Source organism: Bilifractor sp. LCP19S3_H10 (genome assembly GCF_052119185.1).
Lineage (GTDB): Bacteria > Bacillota > Clostridia > Lachnospirales > Lachnospiraceae > Bilifractor.
The window spans coordinates 1-16,205 of sequence record NZ_JBQKFT010000006.1 but is presented as its reverse complement, the minus strand read 5'-3'; the positions used below and the strand labels follow the sequence as shown (position 1 = coordinate 16,205).

Genomic DNA, 16,205 nt, shown 5'->3' with positions numbered 1-16,205 from the left:
AGACCCTTCCGCCTGCATATAATCTAACATACATCAGTACCCGGAGAAAATCAACCCGGGCGGCACGGACCGCCATATCTGAAGCGCCTGCCGGTTTGTGAATGCAGCAGAGCTGTGAAATGCCTGCCGGTTCGTGAATACAGCAGGGCAGTGAAATGTCTGCCGGTTCGTGAATACAGCAGAGCTGTGAAATTAATGTCATGAACCGAGACAGCCGGCAGAGTTCTCAGGCCCCGTATTTTCTGCGGATGATGCAGGCTATTCTCTCACATTCATCTTCGCAGATCCGGTCGGTTTCTGCCTCTGCCATAATCCGGAGCAGTGGCTCCGTGCCGGACGGTCTCACCAGGATTCGTCCGTTGCCGTTAAGGCTCCTGTTCGCCTGATCGATGGCATCCTGAACCTCCGGATCGCCCATGACCTGATTCTTATCGGTAACCTTTACATTTACCAGAAGCTGCGGGTAGATCTTCAGTCCTTTACAGAGCTCATTGATCGTGCGGCCGGTCTCCTTCATGATCTTCAGAAGCGCGAGGGCGGTGACAAGTCCGTCGCCCGTTGTCTCGTATTCACTGAAGATGATATGACCGCTCTGCTCTCCGCCGACGATATAGCCGTTTTTCAGCATACAGTCATAGACATACTTATCGCCGACGTCGGTTTTTTCCACATGGATGCCCTCACGCTCCATCGCTTTCCAGAGACCGAGGTTTGCCATGACAGTGGTGACGACGGTATTCCCCTTCAGCATTCCTTTGTCACGATAATATTTGCCGCAGATATAAAGCACAAAGTCTCCGTCTACAAGTGCGCCGTCAGGCCGTACCGGGATCTGCCGGTCCGCGTCTCCGTCAAAGGTGAGGCCGAGATCAAAGCTTCCTGTCTTCATAAATTCGCGGAAAGCATCCGGGTGGGTGCTGCCGCAGTTGTTGTTGATGTTAATACCGTTGGGCTTGTTGTTCATAACCGTGCAGGATGCGCCCAGACGGGTCAGAACCTTTTCTGCCGTATAGGTGCTGGATCCGTTTGCACAGTCCATGGCAACACGCATTCCGGTGAGGTCTGTCGGGAATGTACGGCAGATAAAATCGATATAATGTTCAATGCCCTGCGGGTAGGGAATTACACGTCCGATTTTTTCATCTGTCACAAAATGAATGGTCTCCTTGCCGTCGATATAATCCTCGATCAGAGCTTCCACCTCGCCCTGGAGCTTTATGCCGTCCTTTGAAAAAATTTTGATTCCGTTGTCATAGAACGGATTATGGGAGGCACTGATCATGGCGCCTACGGCAAAATCTTCATGAACCGTGAGGTAGCAGATCATCGGGGTCGGGCAGTATCCTGCCAGATATGCGTCGCATCCCTCGGAAGCAATGCCGGCAGCAAGCGCGTTCTCCAGCATATCAGAGGAAAGACGGGTGTCCTTTCCAATGATGATTTTGCTTCTGCCGTTCCTGCTGTAATAATAGCCGAGATATCTGCCAACCTCAAAAGCGCGGGACGCCGTGAGACCCTCGTTTGCCTTGCCGCGGATGCCGTCTGTACCGAAATATCTTCCCATTATCTCTTCTCCTCCGGGATAATTTTTCTGATTACTGTTCCGTTGTCCTTCCAGATGGAATTCTCAGGAAGAACTCCTCTGACACAGGAGGTCGGATAAATATTGCAGTTTCTTCCGATGACCGTGCCCGGATTGAGGACGCTGTTGCAGCCGACTTCCACATGATCTCCGAGCATGGCTCCGAATTTCTTGAGACCGGTCTCGATATTTTCATCCTGTCCGTGGACAACCACCGGGAGCTTGTCGGATTTGACGTTGCTGGTGATGGATCCTGCGCCCATATGGGAGAAATATCCGAGAATCGAGTCCCCGACGTAGTTGTAGTGCGGCGTCTGAACATGGTCAAAGAGAATGACATTTTTCAATTCAACCGAATTTCCGACTACGCAGTCAGCGCCGACAAGGGCGGAGCCACGGATAAAGGCACAGTGCCTGACCTCTGTGTTCGGTCCGATGATACACGGTGCGCCGAGGTAGGCAGACGGGAAAACCCGTGCTGTCCGATGAACCCAGACGTGCTCGGAAACCTCTGTATATTCATTTTTGTCGAGATCCCTGCCAAGGGAGAGAATCAGGTCCTTAATTCCTGCAAGAGCCTCCCAGGGATAGGTGAAACGGCTGAGATAGTCCTTTGCAAGAGTATGATCCAGATCATACAAATCTCTGATAGTGTACATATGATGCTCCTCTATATGTTGGAATAATATATAGTTTATTACTATATCACAAAATGTAAGGAAGCGCTACTGCCCTGGTCTCGCCGTGATGTCGCGCACCGGTCAGTCTTCTTTAGTTTTCTTTCCTGTCGCAGCCTGTCAAGGTTAAGACGCCATTTTCGCATGTGATTTCGAACCACGCACAGTTTCCGACAGGATTCTCCCAGAAGGTCTTCAGGGGGTCTGCGTGAATGTGAACGAGAGCGGCACGGATCACGCCTCCATGAGTGGATATCAGAATGCTTTCTGCCGGTTTTTCTCTTTTCAAATCCTCGAGAAAACTGCTCACCCGCTGGATCAGACGGATTCCGCTTTCCATGCCCGGACCGGGAATATAGTTGCCGAAGTCATACAACATGGTGTGCAGGGTTTTGGGGTTCATCTTCTCCCACTTCTGTCCCTCAAACGGCCCGAAGCTGATCTCTTTCAGCCGGTCATCCATGGTCAGCCGCTCGGCCGGAAGACCTGTCGCAAGCATGGCGGTCTCCACCGCGCGCTCCTGCGGGCTTGTGTATACGAGATCAAAATGCAGTCCCATTGTCCGGAATTCTTCCCGGACTTCCCTGGCCTGCCTCCTGCCTTTTTCGGTAAGAGCGGCATCCGGGGTGTTAATCTGACCCTGGAACCGGCCGCCGAGCGCGTTAATCCTGGTTTCGCCATGCCTCAGAAGATAGATTTTCATAATAGATCCTTTCGCTCGTGGATGGATATCGGAATAATGACCGAAATGATCTGGAGATTCCATCGGTAACAGCCGGAATCATCTGGAAAACCCGGCAGCAACAGCCGGAATCATCTTGAAATTGCGGTAACAGGTGCCGGAGGAGTCTGTTTTTAACATTACAGGTCAATATGGTAGCCGGCATTTTCCAGCGCGTGGAGCGCTTTTTCGATGTTCTGCTTCTTGACCATGATATAATCTGTATTATAGGTAGAGACTACGAAAATACTGATGCTGTTCTCTGCGAGTATTTCCGAGATCTTTGCAAGGATACCGATCTGATTAAAATCAAGCTGTCCATCGAATCTCATAGCCTTCCATCCGTAGTCGACATCGGTGGCGTTTTCCGGGATATATCTGGTCAGGCAGACCAGAGAATTCTCTTCATCGGTACGCTCCATGAAGCAGAAATTCTTCTCCAGATTTGTCTCACTGAAATCCTTTACCTTGCAGACGGAAAATTCCTCGTCTATTACCTTGATATTCATATCATCCTCCGAAACATATTTGATATAGTTTACAGCAACCTGTCAGTTGAAACAGATACCCGTTGTCAATGAGTCAGAAACTCACCCAGACGATCCTTCTCATTCCGGTAGTCCTCTATTCCGAGATCATAGAGGCGGCGGTTTTCTTCCGGATCCATCGCGTAGGTACTCATCTCAAGATGCCTGCTCGGCGCGAATACAAAAGCCTTCCCCTCCTTCTCGAGCTCAAAGACTCTGCGGAAACGCTGCATATAGCTGATGTGCCTGTTGTTCAGCGCTTCCACGATTTTTGGATATTTCATAATACGCAGAGAGTAGAATAACCGCATATGTTCTGGCTTTTTCTGAAAATCCCTGGGTTTTGAGAGAATGACAACGATCTTGTCACAGCGGCCCTGACGAAGAGCATGGTCGACAGGAATCGGGTCGGAGACGCCGCCGTCAAAATACGGAGTACCGTTGATAAAGCGGGGTCTGCATGCGGCAGGCAGGGCACAGGACGCCTTGATAATTTCATAGTTGTCCTGGGACATCTGCTTCCCGGAAAAATAGGCTGGAACGCCGGTGAGCGCATTGGTAGCGACGACTTCATATTCGGCCGGATTCGCCGAAAGTTTCGGATAATCGAGGGGATCGTCGCCGTCGTGGTTCGTCATTGTGCTGTATATAAAATCCAACCCGAAGAGATCACCTGTTTTCAGAAAACTGTTAAATCCAAAATATTCCTTTCTCTTCAGATGTTCGGTGTAATAGCGAAGATTTCTCTCTCGCTGGCCTGCCAGAAAGGAGGCACAGTTCGCCGATCCAGCGGACACGCCGATCACATAATCGAAGCAGATCGTATCGTCCAGAAATTTATCCAGAATGCCGGCGCTGTATGCGCATTTCATACCTCCGCCTTCGACTACAAGTCCGATTTTGCTCATTCTTTTGCCTCTTTCTGCTGGAAACGCAGCTGTAAGTGAAATAGTCCCTGCGGATGAAGCCACAGGTTCAGGTGAAATAGTCCCTGCGGATGAAGCCACAGGTTCAGGTGAGATCAGATGCAAAGGCCGATCACTGCGAGAACCAGGAAACAGACCATGAGACCAGCTGATACAATTAGAAGAATTCTCACCGGCAGCGCGTTATCGCAGTAACCGAGCTGAAGAGAATTGATCAGAATGATTCCCGCCAGAGAGGAAATCACAGAAGTGGCTCCGACTGCCCCGAACACAATTCTGGGTATCCGGGTATGGTCGATAAAAAAACCGAAAACAACGCCGATCAGTATCGCGGCTGCGATAATCAGTCCGACAAAAATTTTCTCAAGGTGGTAGAATTCGTCCGTATCATACATGTTTTCTCGGTTCTCCAGACTCATCATGATTGCTTTACATTTCCTCGTTTTCCATGAAAATACCCGAAAATCCGATACGACAGATTTCCGGGTAAGTAATATGCCGGTGTTGATTCATTATTCTATATCATACTGCATTAAACCGCTTAAATCAATAGGACTTTTAATGTGTGGGGCAGAGCTAGAATTTCAAGCGGCGGTTTTTGTATTGAAGTTCCCCGCCATCTTGTTGTTACAGGTCCCTGTAATCCTAAGTATAAAGGGAAATGCACGTAAATTACAACTGCAACATAAAAAGCCCCGGAAACCGGGGCTTTTGTTTAACAATTTCTAACGCTCAATCTCCATCCGACTTATCCGGCAGGAACGGCTTAACAGCATCTGCAAGAGAATGAATATTTCTGGTTTGAATCAGGATTTTTCCATTCCCGGTAAACTTATTAACCAGTCCCTCGCCCGTTGTGAAACCGAAGGTTCCGGACGCTACCTCGATACTGTAATTCAAACTTGCATCCCATGCTACAACATGCTCATTGTCAATGGTGATCGGCTTCGCAGGTGTGCACTCCAGCTCAATAAGATCGCCGAATGCGCTGATCAGCAGATCTCCCTGTCCTTCTGTCTCCATAACAAACAGTCCGCCGGATCCTCCGAATACCGCCTGGCTGATATTCTGCTTCTGCATCTTGTAGTTTACGGAATCATCACAGGCAAAGAATGCTCCATCATTCAAACGGTACTGTTTTGCACCAACCTCAAGCTTTGCAATCTTTCCGGGAACTGAGGGGGCAATTGCAACAACGCCTTCCGGAGCCGTACCAACAACCTGCGTAATAAACATGCTCTCATTGCTGACAAGACTTCTTCCGATTGCGCCGAGAAGACCGCCGAGACCCTTCTTGCTGCTGTTCAGCTTTCCTTCAAGCTTCACATCCTGCATATAAACCATTGCGCCATTTTCAATTTTAGCGGCCTCGCCATTTCCGAGGTGAATTTTCGCCAGCTGAGATCCTGCATCACCGATTAATTCCAGATTCATTTCGTTACCTCCTTGTTCTATAAGAATTTAACTGTTATTGTTTATTGATGTTAAAAAATACCTGTTGTCTCATACATATACAGGAAGAATCCATCGCTCGGATCTTCATCCCCCAAGGTCTTTTCTCTCCTTGCACTGCTGTTCCTGCACACCTGACTCTTCACGATTTCTACGTGTGATTTCCTTGAACTCTTCCTCAAATTTCAAGTCTGCGACATGGTCCAGTTTACGAAGAAGCAGAAAAAGTAAAAAGTTAACAATTATCAGAACGATACCAAGTTCAGGACCTCCTGAAAACAATGCAATCACACCGAACAGAAAAAATATGATAACCAAGACGTAAAAAAGTATTTTCAGACCGATCATGACGTCTTCCCAAAGGATGCAAAGTGCCTGCCAAAGCTTTTTCAGAACGTTTTTCATGATTACCTCCCGGCATTCGTTTACTTGTCCGTCCCCTGTCCTTCATCTTTCCACCCTTCAACAATGGAAAACAGATAATGTTCATATGCTCTTTTTGCGGCAAAAAATCCCTGTCGGTGAATATGAACCTGTTCTCCCCCCTGCATGACAAAGGTCAGCAGCTCGCGGTCTATACCGCAAATTTTCGAGAGGTTAACCAGAAAGCTCTTATGACAGCGAAAAAAATATTTCTCCGAAAATTTGCTCTTCTCGTCATCCAGTTTTCCGCGGAAGACCAGTTCTTCTCCGTCATCCATATGCAGACATATGTTTTTCCCTCTCTGTTCTGCGAAGAGAATACAGTCAAAAGGCACCCGTATCCTCTTGCCTCCCGATTCACCTTCGAAATGCGGCTCAGATTCTTTCTTGTGAATAACATCCCGGATCAGGTCCCGGATATCATCCTCTTTTACAGGTTTCTCCAGATAACGGGCGGCACGAAGACGATAGGATTCCAGCGCAAAATCCTGACTGGTTGTGGCAATCGCCGCCACCACACGTGTATCCTTTCTTCGGATCTGTTCCAGAGCGTCAATTCCGGTCATCTTTCCCAGATAGATGTCAAGTATCAGAAGATCGAATTTTCCGGGAAAGAAATGATCCAGCAGATCTTCAGCACTTTCAAATGCCTCTGCGGTAACTTTCTCTGCGGAATCCGTCACCATACCCAGAAGCCGGATACGCGATTCCTTATCATCTTCACATATACCCACCCGAAGCTGCTCCATGTGTCAACCGTTCCTTTCCAGGGCTGTTATTTGCGCAGCCAGGCAATCCTGCTGCTTATTGTATTACATACTGCTTCCTATAGCGCCAAGTCCGCTTACTACAGCACCTACAACAAACGCCGCAACAATAATGCCGATAATTCCCGCGATCACTGTGATAATTGAAATAATAGATCCGATCTTGCGAATAGCCTCATCGTTGCCTTCCTCCTTAGCTTTCCTTGAAAGAACTATTCCAACGATTCCGAGAATGACGGAGACAATCGCCGAGTAACCAAAGAAGCAGAAAATAAATCCTACAATACCGCATATTAAACTTGCTATGGCTTTCCCATGAGCGGGTGCATTCTGGTTCATAATTATTTCTCCTTTTATTTCAGCGAATTATGTTTTCCCATAATAGGAATTACCTGTTTATCAAAGTCCTAATGCATTCAGCTCTTCAACCGTGATGTCGATCAGTTTCTCCGCTGTCTTTGTATTCTTTCCGGCAATGCCTCGAAGTCCCAGCAGTCCGCCTGTAAGATCATTTAATGCCATATTGACGGCGGCGTTGCCTGCTCCTGCGATCTCCTGCTTGGAAAGCTGGAATTTGCTTGCTTTCTTTTTGCCGACGCCTAATACCGGAACAATCCAGATCTGATTTCTGCGATCCAGCGGCGGGAATGTTACGATGGTGCTGAATCCATGCTTTGTCAATGCCGGTGCTCCGGCGGAGAAGCTCTTGTCCTTAATCGCATCATAGAACTCCTCGATGGTGTACTCATTCTTTGTCTTCACTGTTTTGATTTTTACTCCTAGCATCTTTGTAACCTCCTCATAAGTATATAAGTATTATAAAAGCTCTTATTTACGCGAACAGTGAGCCGCAGCCGAATGCGAAGTATTCGTGTGCGGCGAGCGTCGCGATAGCGAGATAAAACTCGCGCAGCGTGTTTTATCTCGTTTGAGGGAACGCTTTGTCTGGTTTCAGGGAATTCAATATTCCTTGCTGCGTTCCTATCTCCTTGCTTCGATTCCATTATGTCAGAGTTAATCGGCTCTTTGTAGTACAGAAAATCGGATACAGCCGGTAAAATCGGTTATTGATTATTATTTTGAGATATAATATAATTATTTGTTTTGCAAATTTATCAATAGTCTGAACTTCTGCCCAGCTCCTGCCTTTTTTATCGCCTTTTCTATCATCTTTTCTATTGTCAAGTACCAATTTTGATTTTTTTTGTCGAGAAGCTGTACTTTTTCACACGCCGCTGTTCATGCATAATGTGTTTAAAGATATTGCGGACAACACATCATCTTTCTTCCCTAAAAAGATGATAAGGCTTTTGGTGAAATGAGACAGATCCTGAAGCCATCGTCCCACAGCAAATCTAATAAATCCGGGAATTATCCCACAATATCAGGAGGAGAAATTATGAAAAACAAACTTGTCACGATTCTTGTAACTGGTGTACTTTCCGTTTCCGTACTCGCCGGATGCGGGTCCGGCAGCAATGCATCCAGCGCATCTGCAAGCTCCGGCAGCTATACAGAAGACGCAAGCAGCTATGCAAATTCCGGCAGCTATGAAGATGTTTCCGGTGACTCCGTTGCGTCCGCAAGCGCTTCCGTGGATACTGCAAGCACTTCTTCGGACGGTACCTTCTCTCTTGGCGATATTACTGCTGATATGATTCAGACTGGCCTGTACGCAAAGGATGACAACGGAAATGAGCTTGTATTCGCTCTGTTCCAGGGATCGGATGCAAATAATTATGTAGCACTTATCACTGTGGATACAGATGGTACCGGAGACGTCCTCTGCGGACAGTACACTGCAACCCAGAAGGAATCCGGCGATGACGGAATTACGTGGACGGTACTGGACGGAACAGATGTATATACCGGTAATAGCTTCAGCATCGGATGTGTTGAGGGAGACGACGGCTCTGCTGCTTTCTATGATCAGAATGGCACTACCTACACTGCGGAGTACCTGGATGCAGATCAGACCATCACTTACTTTGGCACTGCAGTTGGTTTACTTGCAGCAAATGGTCAGTAAAAAGCCAGTTCTTTGCAGAGTCTGACCATCTCCAGGAAGACACTTTGTAAAAAAGAGAGCCCAAAACGGGCTCTCTTCAGACTGTAGACAAAGTCCGAGGCACAACGCCTCGGATTTTTGCTTTTTTGAGACAAATAAAAAGTCAAAATTGTCATTATCCTGGTGTGCGACCCGTCAAGTAGACAATCAAAAAACACAAAAGTTTTTTCTGCCCGGTATTACTGCCGGGCAGTTTTTATGCTGCTTCCTTCAACTTAATTTCGTGGTATTCCATTGGAGTCATAACGTTCAGATTTCTCTGTACGCGCTTGGTTGCGTAATAGGTCATATATTCTTCAATGGCCTGCAAAAGCTCTTCTTTCGTCTTGAACTTATGTCCATAGTACATCTCTCGTTTCATGATTCCCCAGAAGCCTTCCATGGGGCCATTATCTATACAATGAGCCACTCTTGACATGCTTTGCGTCATTCCTGCATCCACGATTTTCTGCCGGAATTCTTTTGATGTGTATTGGTACCCTCTGTCTGAATTATCCTGAATTCGGCATAATTCAGACTATGCCGAAGAAAAAACTATGCCGAAGTTTTTCTTTGTCGCTTGAGTTTTCTTCGATGTTAAAAGATTCTTCGGCATAGTATTTCGGGTCAATCCAGAGAATAGAGCAGCTTCTTTATAGCAGCTTTCTTCCAGATTTTTTCGTCATCCTCAAATGCCGGGGCGGCTTTATTCATTGCTTCTGTCATCATTTCAAGGGTTGCGAACGCATAAAAGCCGGATGTTGTTGACATACTTTCATGACCCAACAGCTGCATGATAAAAGGAAGCGGCACTCCATTGCGATATAGATCCATTGCTTTTGTTTTACGGATCAAATGACAATGAACGTTTTTCGGAACCTCCGGACAAGTAACACGCGCTGCATTCGCTGCCGTTTTTAGAATCAGGCTTATGCTGTCCGTAGAAAGCTGATGAGGCTTTCCGTCAAGTCGGCTATAGAACAGCGGAGCTTCCTTCAAGTCGGGATGAAATTCATTAAGGTACTTTCTTAAATGAGCAACTGTTTTATTCATAACCGGTACATTTCTGGTTTTTCGTCCCTTTCCGATCAGCGTAACATAAGGATGGGGCACATCCAGATGAAGCGATGAGATCGACAGGTCGGATAGTTCCTGTACTCTAGCTCCTGTATCGTAGAGGAGTATCAGGATCATACGGTTCCGGCGATGCTTGGCTGTTCTGGTATCATATGACGTCAGTATGGCCTTTGTTGCTTCCGGTTGCAGGTATTCGATTGGTTTCTTCTCCTCCTTGACTTTTCTGACTGTGCAGACATCATTATAAATGCCGCGGAGTTCAAAATCCTCATCAGCACAGTATTTAAGGAAAGAGCGGATTGCAGTCAGCTTCAGATTTATCGTTTTGGGGGCGTACTTCTTCTTATGCAGCCATTCAACGAAATCCTTGACGTTATTTCGGCTGAATGCATCAAATGTCACCTGATCTTCCTTTAACCCTTTCTTGCTTTCCAAAAAGGTGAGATAAGAATTCAGGGATTGTTTGTAAGCTGCTACGGACTTATCCGACTGGTTGCGCACCGCCGGCATAAAATCATGAAGATATGCCCGTGCCATCTGCCAGAAGTCTTTATCTTTCTTCCTCTTATACTTCATCGGCATCCACCTCCGGTATCAATTCTTCTGTGGAGGCAGTCATGCCATGGTATTGGGGAAAGAAATCTGGTATCAGGTGTATGTAGTAATAAGTGCTTTCCAATGAAGAATGCCCCATGTACCGCATCAGATACGGGAGCATTGCGTGGATGTCTTTGCCTTCCGACGCCCAACGCATGATATTTGCGCATGCAAAGTGATGTCGAAAATCATAAGCCCGAGGCTTGACTTTGCCGTCTCTTTTTAAGCCTGCTGACAGCCAGATATTTCTGAAGTTTACGGATAAAGCAGTACTGGAACAGATTCCTCCACGCCCACCAGGGAAAAAGTATTCTCTTTCCGGGAATACCTTGTGTATGGCAGCATCATAATCTATAAGATACTGCGTCAGTTCTTCTGATAAAAAAAGTCGCCTGTCACGGTGTGCCTTAGCCCACAGGATATCGACATAGCTTTTATCCAGATGAACATCCTGACACTTTAACTGTCTTGCTTCTGCTGATCTGACGCCGCAGCAATACATAAAACGGTATAGCGCTGGAAGGACATATGCCCTGCCCGGGACTTTTTTTCTGAGTACGTACTGATCGCATTCTTTAAAAAAGCAATGGATTTCAGCCTCTGTCATCAGGTAAACTTCCGGACGATAGCGTTGGATGATAAATGAATTATCCAATACATATGCGCTGATATCGCCGGTATTGACAAGGTATCTGCCGAATTCACGGATCGGTGAGACCCAGCTTCTGTCGCTGGTAGTTGATTTTTCTGCATGTTCCAGTGCCCATCCATCAACGACCTCTTTGATAAGGGTGTGATGATCTCCGTGTGCGGCATTGTATCTGTCTAATTCTCGAAGATACACGGACGCTGATGTATATTTAATACCCAAAGCATGCTTGTAATCCAGAAAGTCAGATATTGAAGGGCCGAGCCTACTAACAAAAGTCGTCATGTGTGCACCTCCCTTGAAATACCATCAAAAGGAAGGACACACTCTTTAAGCCGGTTTTCGTCAGTTGTGATATAGATTCCGGTAGTATCGGGATCCGAGTGCCCAAGTATGGCAGCGATCGTCTCAACAGGAACTTCATTCCTGACCATTGTCGATGCAGCGTTATGCCGAAGCATGTGCATTCCGAGAATACGGTCATCAGTAGATACACTTGCCTTCTCAAGAATACGCTTGACCATCATGTAGCAGGATGAATGACATGAAAGCGGATCAAACGGAGCAATAAGTCTCACAAACAGGTAATCATTTGGTGTCTTTGGACGCTGCGTGGTCAGATATCGGGCAATCGCATTACCCACGGCCGGTGTTAAGGGAACACAAACGAGATTTCCCGTTTTGCTTTGTCTCCATGAGATCGTATCGTTCCGCCAGTCGATATCTGTTAGTCGAAGCTTGATTATATCGCATGCACGGATACCTGTGGATAATCCCAGGAGAATCATGGCGGAGTCACGCAATGGTGTAGTATCATCATCAGTAACAGATTTAATACGCTCTTGTTCCTCTGCTTCGAGAACCGGGATGATTCGATGATGTCGCAGGGCGTGAATGCCTGACAGTGCCGCCAGCAGATCATCCCGCTCAAGGTATCGGCAGATTTTCCTGATTTCACAAAGAATTCCACGTTGCCGTTCGGGTTTCGAATTCTTTATGTAGTCAAGGAAGATAGCTGCTGTGAGATCTTCTAATGGGACCACATCCTCTTTTCCCTCAAGGAAAGAAAGGAATGCATACATTCCATACTCATAAAAATGGCGAGTGTTCTCGTTTTCATACTCATCTTTTAGATAGAAACAGTAATCCGTGTAGACTTTTCGATAATACGCATTCTCCGGTTGCAATCTTGACCTTGAAGTGGTCGTAAAAACAAACTGACCGGTCCTGATGTACGAGTCAATAAGCCTGATAAAACGGCCTTGAAGATGATAACGCTCTTTACTGAACTTTCCGGTTTTGGGACTGATTACAGAATCGGCATAAAGCTTGCCTATTTCATGGTTATACTCCGCAACATCGTGTTCTTTGCAGAATGTCTTAAACCTTCGTACAGCACCTTGGTAATTAAAAATGGTGGAATCATTATATCCGGCATCTTTCAAGGCATTGATAAGTAACATGCAGACAGTATCTATATCCATCTTGAAGCACCTCCTTAGAATTGATGCTTCAAGTATAAAATACTATGCCGAAGAATTTTTCATCATTACAGAAACTTCAGGTAACACAGCAAAACTTCGGCATAGTTTTTTCTTCGGCATAGTCACTATGGAAAATCGGGGTTGCTCCAGGAGTGTTCTCCATGGCCTTGTCAAATGTGGAAAATACAAGTGGATTATCATTATGATCGCCATAAACATATGCAACCGGTCGCCTGTCACACAAATCCAGTATAACGTTCAGATATATCTTTCCCTTCCGTTCGTCTTCACCAGTACCAAATTTGAACTCGCTGACATCTGTAACCCATTTCTCATTGAGTTTGTCGGCATGGAATTCCCTATTCAGTATGTTCTCTGCTACATAGGCCGGATCTGACGCTGGTTTTGTGCAGCAGTTATAACGGTGTTTGATTATGGATCGGATTTTCTTTTTCCGGCATATACGAAGAACTCGCTTATCGTTGACTTTGATATTGTAGTCGTGTTCCAGAATATCACGGATACGTCTGTATCCCATGTCTGGATGTTCATCATGGATCTGCTCCATTTTTTCAGCTATTCGTTTATTAAGAACATCATTTTCATTATCCACTCGATTTTTCCATTTGTAGTAAGAAGCTCTGGTGATATGGCCAAATTTACACAGACGGTTTACCGGATAATCAGGATGTTCCTCAATAAGCTCTTTTATTGTGATATAGATATCCAGATGCCGTGTTCGCTTCAGAATCACCTCCTCTCGACGGCATCGAGTTTTTTTAAGAAGTCAATCTCCATCTGCTGCTGTTTGGCCTGAGCCTTAAGTAGCCGGTTTTCTGCTTTGAGCTTTTCCAGTTCTGTAAGTTCTTCTATTGGCTTACTCCGACCGCGCCGGTCGTATAATCCTTCGACGCCTTTTGTTTCATATTTTTTTACCCAGGAATACACTTGTTCATAGGAGCAATGGTACTCCTTTGCTGTAAGCGCATAGTTATTGTTATTAGCAGTGCAGTGCTCAACTATAGCAAGGCGTTCTTCAAGAGTTGTCTTCCTGCTCTTATTTTCCTTAATCATGAGATATTCCCCTTTCGGCCGTGACTCGGTCAATTCCTCATGATTATTATACGCTTTAACCCAACATCCGATAGTGCTTGGAGCTAAAATCCCATGTTTTTTTGCAAGCGATTGTTGAGATATTCCTCCATCCAGGTACTCTTTTACAACCATCTCCTTGAATTCCGCAGAGAAGTTGCAAAGATCGCTGTTGTGTTTTTCAAGGCCTTTCTCACCGTATGCATCAAAAGCATGCCACCAGCGTCTGATGATACTCGCCTCTATACCATAATTCTTTCCTAATTTCCAGAAGGAGAGACCTTTCTCTTCATGCTCTGCCAGTACCTTTAACTTAAATTCTTTGGAATACTTTCTTCTAGACATGATAATGCTCCTCATATGATAGATTTTGGATGTTTCCAATGTCTACCATATGGGGAGCATATCAATTTAAAGGCTTTCCGGGGATTACTATACTGCCGGTGGTGGGACTTTATAAGCCTATCACCTCCGTACAAACAGACCCATTACACAACTTCTTCTTATGGTATGATACACCAAAACACTACATTTTGCTAGATGTTTGCTAGATGAATTACGTCGCTCTTGGATTGGCATTCTGCATTTATTTTACACGTAGAATGCCGTACCCTCATCCTTGTATCCAATCAAAAGCGCGGACTGTTTTTCCTGCGTACTCGCTGTAAACAGGTGGTCACAGGTTTTCGATTTATACAACCTGAACACAGGTGTCCCGGAAGACTTCGAGAAGAATGCTGTTCCTTCTCGTTTCCATCCGGTTTTCACAAGGTTATTTCCTTCTGATCCAGATGCGGTATACATGTGATCTCCGGTCTTTGCATTAAAGAATCGAGTAACCGGAGTTCCTGAAGAGGGAGACATCCATGCAACACCCTCGTACCTCCATCCAGTTCCGACAAGCTGAGTCTTCTCTCCAGAGTCTATCGTATAGAAATGATCCTGACTGGTGGGATTGTACAACCGGTATACCGCTGTTGTTTTCGTCTGTGTCTGTGTCTTTTGCGTCGGCGCAATTTTGCCATACAGTGCACGCCAGTCATCCGGAGAGCCGTAGAATCTATCGCAGTCCAGATTTCCGCCGTAGCCGTTCAACCGGCCGACAGAGGTCCACTGCCACATGATCATGGACGAAAATGCGCCGAGCCGCGGCCGAGAGCCGGCATTTGTCATATCGTAATTATTATCGATGCCGTAATCGCGATACTTTGACGCCCAGAGTTTAAAACCAGCCTTTGCAACCGGAGACCAATCATACCTCTGCAGTACGCTTTCGTAGGTGTAAAATACCGGAGCGATCCCGGTTTTCTGCCTGAAATACTGCAACCACTGCAATGCCCATGATACATTCCACAACCCGGAAGACTCCCAGTCGAGAAAGATTGCACATTCGCCGAGATATCCTTTGATATTTTTTACAAAAAAATCCACCTCCGAGATCGCCGAGTTGTATTCCGGGTGTGCATAATGGTACACTCCGAGCAGCTTCCCGAGTTTTTTTGCCTGCTGATACTGATGATCGCACACAGGGGATACATAGCTGATTCCCTCCGTTGCCTTTACGATTACAAAATCTGCCGCCACCTTTGACAGGTCAATATTTGCCTGGTAGCCTGAGATATCAATTCCGTTCAATTCCATGTTGAAATCCTCCTTTTTGGGCATGAAAAAAGAGCCTCCGCAGAGACTCCTTTTCATTTTAGTTCATTGTGTTGGCCGAAACGCAGTGAAGTATTTCTCCGTTTTTTGTTTTAATTTTGTCCGCACTTGATGGCTCCGGGATCTGTTTTCCGCTATCCTCATATTCACGAAGCATCAATTTCAACGCATCTTCTGCCATAAAAATAGCATTTTTGACGTTATCTCCCTGAGTATAGCAGCCTTCAATATCCGGAAAGCAGACAGAATATCCTCCGCCCTCCTCCGGGGTAAGGACAGCAGGATATGTATATTTTGCCATGTCACCATCCTCCTTTATCAAATAGTGACTGTATTATATCAGTTTGATCAACTCATTTCACGAACAATTCATATTTCTAAGCGGTCGAAGGTTTGCGCCACCTCCGGCCGCTTTTATTTTTATCGCTTATCTTTGGTGTTATCGTTTATTTTATCGCTCTTCGGGCTGTCGTAGCTCATCGCCTGCTTGCTGTCCGAGACGCCCGTAGTAGTCGGATCGGTGAC

The 16,205-nt window shown here is 46.0% G+C and carries 21 protein-coding genes; 1 reads left to right on the top strand and 20 read right to left on the bottom strand.

What is annotated here, in order from left to right; all coding sequences use genetic code 11:
- Positions 1 to 226: 226 nt before the first annotated feature.
- From glmM to ACTQZS_RS06200, 11 genes are all read right to left on the bottom strand, one after another.
- Positions 227 to 1,564, bottom strand: coding sequence for a phosphoglucosamine mutase (gene glmM, locus ACTQZS_RS06250; protein WP_441475057.1), 1,338 nt, complete (start codon positions 1,562 to 1,564; stop codon positions 227 to 229).
- Complete coding sequence (locus ACTQZS_RS06245) at positions 1,564 to 2,241, bottom strand: acyltransferase (RefSeq protein ID WP_441475056.1); 678 nt, start codon at positions 2,239 to 2,241, stop codon at positions 1,564 to 1,566. The genes glmM and ACTQZS_RS06245 overlap by 1 nt, the downstream gene beginning before the upstream one ends.
- Positions 2,242 to 2,353: 112 nt before the next feature.
- Entirely contained in the window at positions 2,354 to 2,962 is a 609-nt protein-coding gene (locus ACTQZS_RS06240) for a histidine phosphatase family protein (protein WP_441475055.1), read from the bottom strand.
- A gap of 158 nt (positions 2,963 to 3,120) precedes the next feature.
- Positions 3,121 to 3,489, bottom strand: coding sequence for an ACT domain-containing protein (locus ACTQZS_RS06235; RefSeq protein ID WP_441475054.1), 369 nt, complete (start codon positions 3,487 to 3,489; stop codon positions 3,121 to 3,123).
- Between the two features lie 65 nt (positions 3,490 to 3,554).
- On the bottom strand, positions 3,555 to 4,415 hold the full coding sequence (locus ACTQZS_RS06230; protein WP_441475053.1) for a patatin-like phospholipase family protein: 861 nt from the start codon (positions 4,413 to 4,415) through the stop codon (positions 3,555 to 3,557).
- A gap of 113 nt (positions 4,416 to 4,528) precedes the next feature.
- Positions 4,529 to 4,855, bottom strand: a complete 327-nt coding sequence (locus ACTQZS_RS06225) for a hypothetical protein (protein WP_441098975.1) — start codon at positions 4,853 to 4,855, stop codon at positions 4,529 to 4,531.
- A gap of 310 nt (positions 4,856 to 5,165) precedes the next feature.
- Positions 5,166 to 5,867 carry a TIGR00266 family protein gene (locus ACTQZS_RS06220; protein ID WP_441475052.1) on the bottom strand — a complete coding sequence of 234 codons (702 nt, stop codon included), beginning with the start codon at positions 5,865 to 5,867 and terminating at the stop codon, positions 5,166 to 5,168.
- A gap of 105 nt (positions 5,868 to 5,972) precedes the next feature.
- Positions 5,973 to 6,290 (bottom strand): hypothetical protein, encoded by a 318-nt coding sequence (locus tag ACTQZS_RS06215; protein WP_279198804.1) that lies wholly within the window; start codon positions 6,288 to 6,290, stop codon positions 5,973 to 5,975.
- Between the two features lie 20 nt (positions 6,291 to 6,310).
- The gene (locus tag ACTQZS_RS06210; protein ID WP_279198803.1) at positions 6,311 to 7,042 is read right to left on the bottom strand and encodes a LytR/AlgR family response regulator transcription factor; all 732 of its coding nucleotides are present in this window, start codon (positions 7,040 to 7,042) and stop codon (positions 6,311 to 6,313) included.
- A 78-nt stretch (positions 7,043 to 7,120) separates the two neighbouring features.
- Positions 7,121 to 7,414, bottom strand: a complete 294-nt coding sequence (locus ACTQZS_RS06205; RefSeq protein ID WP_441475051.1) for a hypothetical protein — start codon at positions 7,412 to 7,414, stop codon at positions 7,121 to 7,123.
- Positions 7,415 to 7,474: 60 nt separating this feature from the next.
- Entirely contained in the window at positions 7,475 to 7,861 is a 387-nt protein-coding gene (locus ACTQZS_RS06200) for a hypothetical protein (RefSeq protein WP_279198801.1), read from the bottom strand.
- Positions 7,862 to 8,474: 613 nt separating this feature from the next.
- Here ACTQZS_RS06200 and ACTQZS_RS06195 point away from each other — a divergent pair.
- Positions 8,475 to 9,104, top strand: a complete 630-nt coding sequence (locus ACTQZS_RS06195) for a hypothetical protein (protein WP_441475050.1) — start codon at positions 8,475 to 8,477, stop codon at positions 9,102 to 9,104.
- A 235-nt stretch (positions 9,105 to 9,339) separates the two neighbouring features.
- On the opposite strand, the gene ACTQZS_RS06190 is transcribed toward ACTQZS_RS06195, so the two are convergent.
- The 9 genes from ACTQZS_RS06190 to ACTQZS_RS06150 all read right to left on the bottom strand — a co-directional run.
- A complete protein-coding gene (locus tag ACTQZS_RS06190) occupies positions 9,340 to 9,573 on the bottom strand; it encodes an IS3 family transposase (protein ID WP_441475049.1) in 234 nt (77 codons plus the stop codon).
- Between the two features lie 176 nt (positions 9,574 to 9,749).
- Complete coding sequence (locus ACTQZS_RS06185; protein ID WP_441475048.1) at positions 9,750 to 10,775, bottom strand: tyrosine-type recombinase/integrase; 1,026 nt, start codon at positions 10,773 to 10,775, stop codon at positions 9,750 to 9,752.
- Positions 10,765 to 11,730: a tyrosine-type recombinase/integrase gene (locus ACTQZS_RS06180; protein ID WP_441475047.1), complete on the bottom strand. Its 966-nt coding sequence runs from the start codon at positions 11,728 to 11,730 to the stop codon at positions 10,765 to 10,767. Before ACTQZS_RS06180 ends, ACTQZS_RS06185 begins: the two co-directional genes overlap by 11 nt.
- Positions 11,727 to 12,929 (bottom strand): site-specific integrase, encoded by a 1,203-nt coding sequence (locus ACTQZS_RS06175; RefSeq protein WP_441475046.1) that lies wholly within the window; start codon positions 12,927 to 12,929, stop codon positions 11,727 to 11,729. Before ACTQZS_RS06175 ends, ACTQZS_RS06180 begins: the two co-directional genes overlap by 4 nt.
- Positions 12,930 to 13,005: 76 nt before the next feature.
- Positions 13,006 to 13,542, bottom strand: coding sequence for a transposase (locus ACTQZS_RS06170; protein WP_441475045.1), 537 nt, complete (start codon positions 13,540 to 13,542; stop codon positions 13,006 to 13,008).
- A gap of 137 nt (positions 13,543 to 13,679) precedes the next feature.
- The gene (locus ACTQZS_RS06165; protein ID WP_441475044.1) at positions 13,680 to 14,366 is read right to left on the bottom strand and encodes a transposase; all 687 of its coding nucleotides are present in this window, start codon (positions 14,364 to 14,366) and stop codon (positions 13,680 to 13,682) included.
- Positions 14,367 to 14,612: 246 nt separating this feature from the next.
- Positions 14,613 to 15,686, bottom strand: coding sequence for a GH25 family lysozyme (locus ACTQZS_RS06160; protein ID WP_441475043.1), 1,074 nt, complete (start codon positions 15,684 to 15,686; stop codon positions 14,613 to 14,615).
- A gap of 34 nt (positions 15,687 to 15,720) precedes the next feature.
- Positions 15,721 to 15,981 (bottom strand): type II toxin-antitoxin system HicB family antitoxin, encoded by a 261-nt coding sequence (locus ACTQZS_RS06155; RefSeq protein ID WP_441475042.1) that lies wholly within the window; start codon positions 15,979 to 15,981, stop codon positions 15,721 to 15,723.
- 119 nt (positions 15,982 to 16,100) lie between these two features.
- On the bottom strand, positions 16,101 to 16,205 hold a 105-nt coding region (locus ACTQZS_RS06150), incomplete at its 5' end, for a phage holin (RefSeq protein WP_441475184.1).

Excerpts from the sequence above, each read along its gene's own strand:
- glmM (WP_441475057.1), bottom strand. The coding sequence starts at position 1,564 with ATGGGAAGATATTTCGGTACAGACGGCATCCGCGGCAAGGCAAACGAG.
- ACTQZS_RS06245 (WP_441475056.1), bottom strand. The coding sequence starts at position 2,241 with ATGTACACTATCAGAGATTTGTATGATCTGGATCATACTCTTGCAAAG.
- ACTQZS_RS06240 (WP_441475055.1), bottom strand. The coding sequence starts at position 2,962 with ATGAAAATCTATCTTCTGAGGCATGGCGAAACCAGGATTAACGCGCTC.
- ACTQZS_RS06235 (WP_441475054.1), bottom strand. The coding sequence starts at position 3,489 with ATGAATATCAAGGTAATAGACGAGGAATTTTCCGTCTGCAAGGTAAAG.
- ACTQZS_RS06230 (WP_441475053.1), bottom strand. The coding sequence starts at position 4,415 with ATGAGCAAAATCGGACTTGTAGTCGAAGGCGGAGGTATGAAATGCGCA.
- ACTQZS_RS06225 (WP_441098975.1), bottom strand. The coding sequence starts at position 4,855 with ATGATGAGTCTGGAGAACCGAGAAAACATGTATGATACGGACGAATTC.
- ACTQZS_RS06220 (WP_441475052.1), bottom strand. The coding sequence starts at position 5,867 with ATGAATCTGGAATTAATCGGTGATGCAGGATCTCAGCTGGCGAAAATT.
- ACTQZS_RS06215 (WP_279198804.1), bottom strand. The coding sequence starts at position 6,290 with ATGAAAAACGTTCTGAAAAAGCTTTGGCAGGCACTTTGCATCCTTTGG.
- ACTQZS_RS06205 (WP_441475051.1), bottom strand. The coding sequence starts at position 7,414 with ATGAACCAGAATGCACCCGCTCATGGGAAAGCCATAGCAAGTTTAATA.
- ACTQZS_RS06200 (WP_279198801.1), bottom strand. The coding sequence starts at position 7,861 with ATGCTAGGAGTAAAAATCAAAACAGTGAAGACAAAGAATGAGTACACC.
- ACTQZS_RS06195 (WP_441475050.1), top strand. The coding sequence starts at position 8,475 with ATGAAAAACAAACTTGTCACGATTCTTGTAACTGGTGTACTTTCCGTT.
- ACTQZS_RS06190 (WP_441475049.1), bottom strand. The coding sequence starts at position 9,573 with ATGACGCAAAGCATGTCAAGAGTGGCTCATTGTATAGATAATGGCCCC.
- ACTQZS_RS06185 (WP_441475048.1), bottom strand. The coding sequence starts at position 10,775 with ATGAAGTATAAGAGGAAGAAAGATAAAGACTTCTGGCAGATGGCACGG.
- ACTQZS_RS06180 (WP_441475047.1), bottom strand. The coding sequence starts at position 11,730 with ATGACGACTTTTGTTAGTAGGCTCGGCCCTTCAATATCTGACTTTCTG.
- ACTQZS_RS06175 (WP_441475046.1), bottom strand. The coding sequence starts at position 12,929 with ATGGATATAGATACTGTCTGCATGTTACTTATCAATGCCTTGAAAGAT.
- ACTQZS_RS06165 (WP_441475044.1), bottom strand. The coding sequence starts at position 14,366 with ATGTCTAGAAGAAAGTATTCCAAAGAATTTAAGTTAAAGGTACTGGCA.
- ACTQZS_RS06160 (WP_441475043.1), bottom strand. The coding sequence starts at position 15,686 with ATGCCCAAAAAGGAGGATTTCAACATGGAATTGAACGGAATTGATATC.
- ACTQZS_RS06155 (WP_441475042.1), bottom strand. The coding sequence starts at position 15,981 with ATGGCAAAATATACATATCCTGCTGTCCTTACCCCGGAGGAGGGCGGA.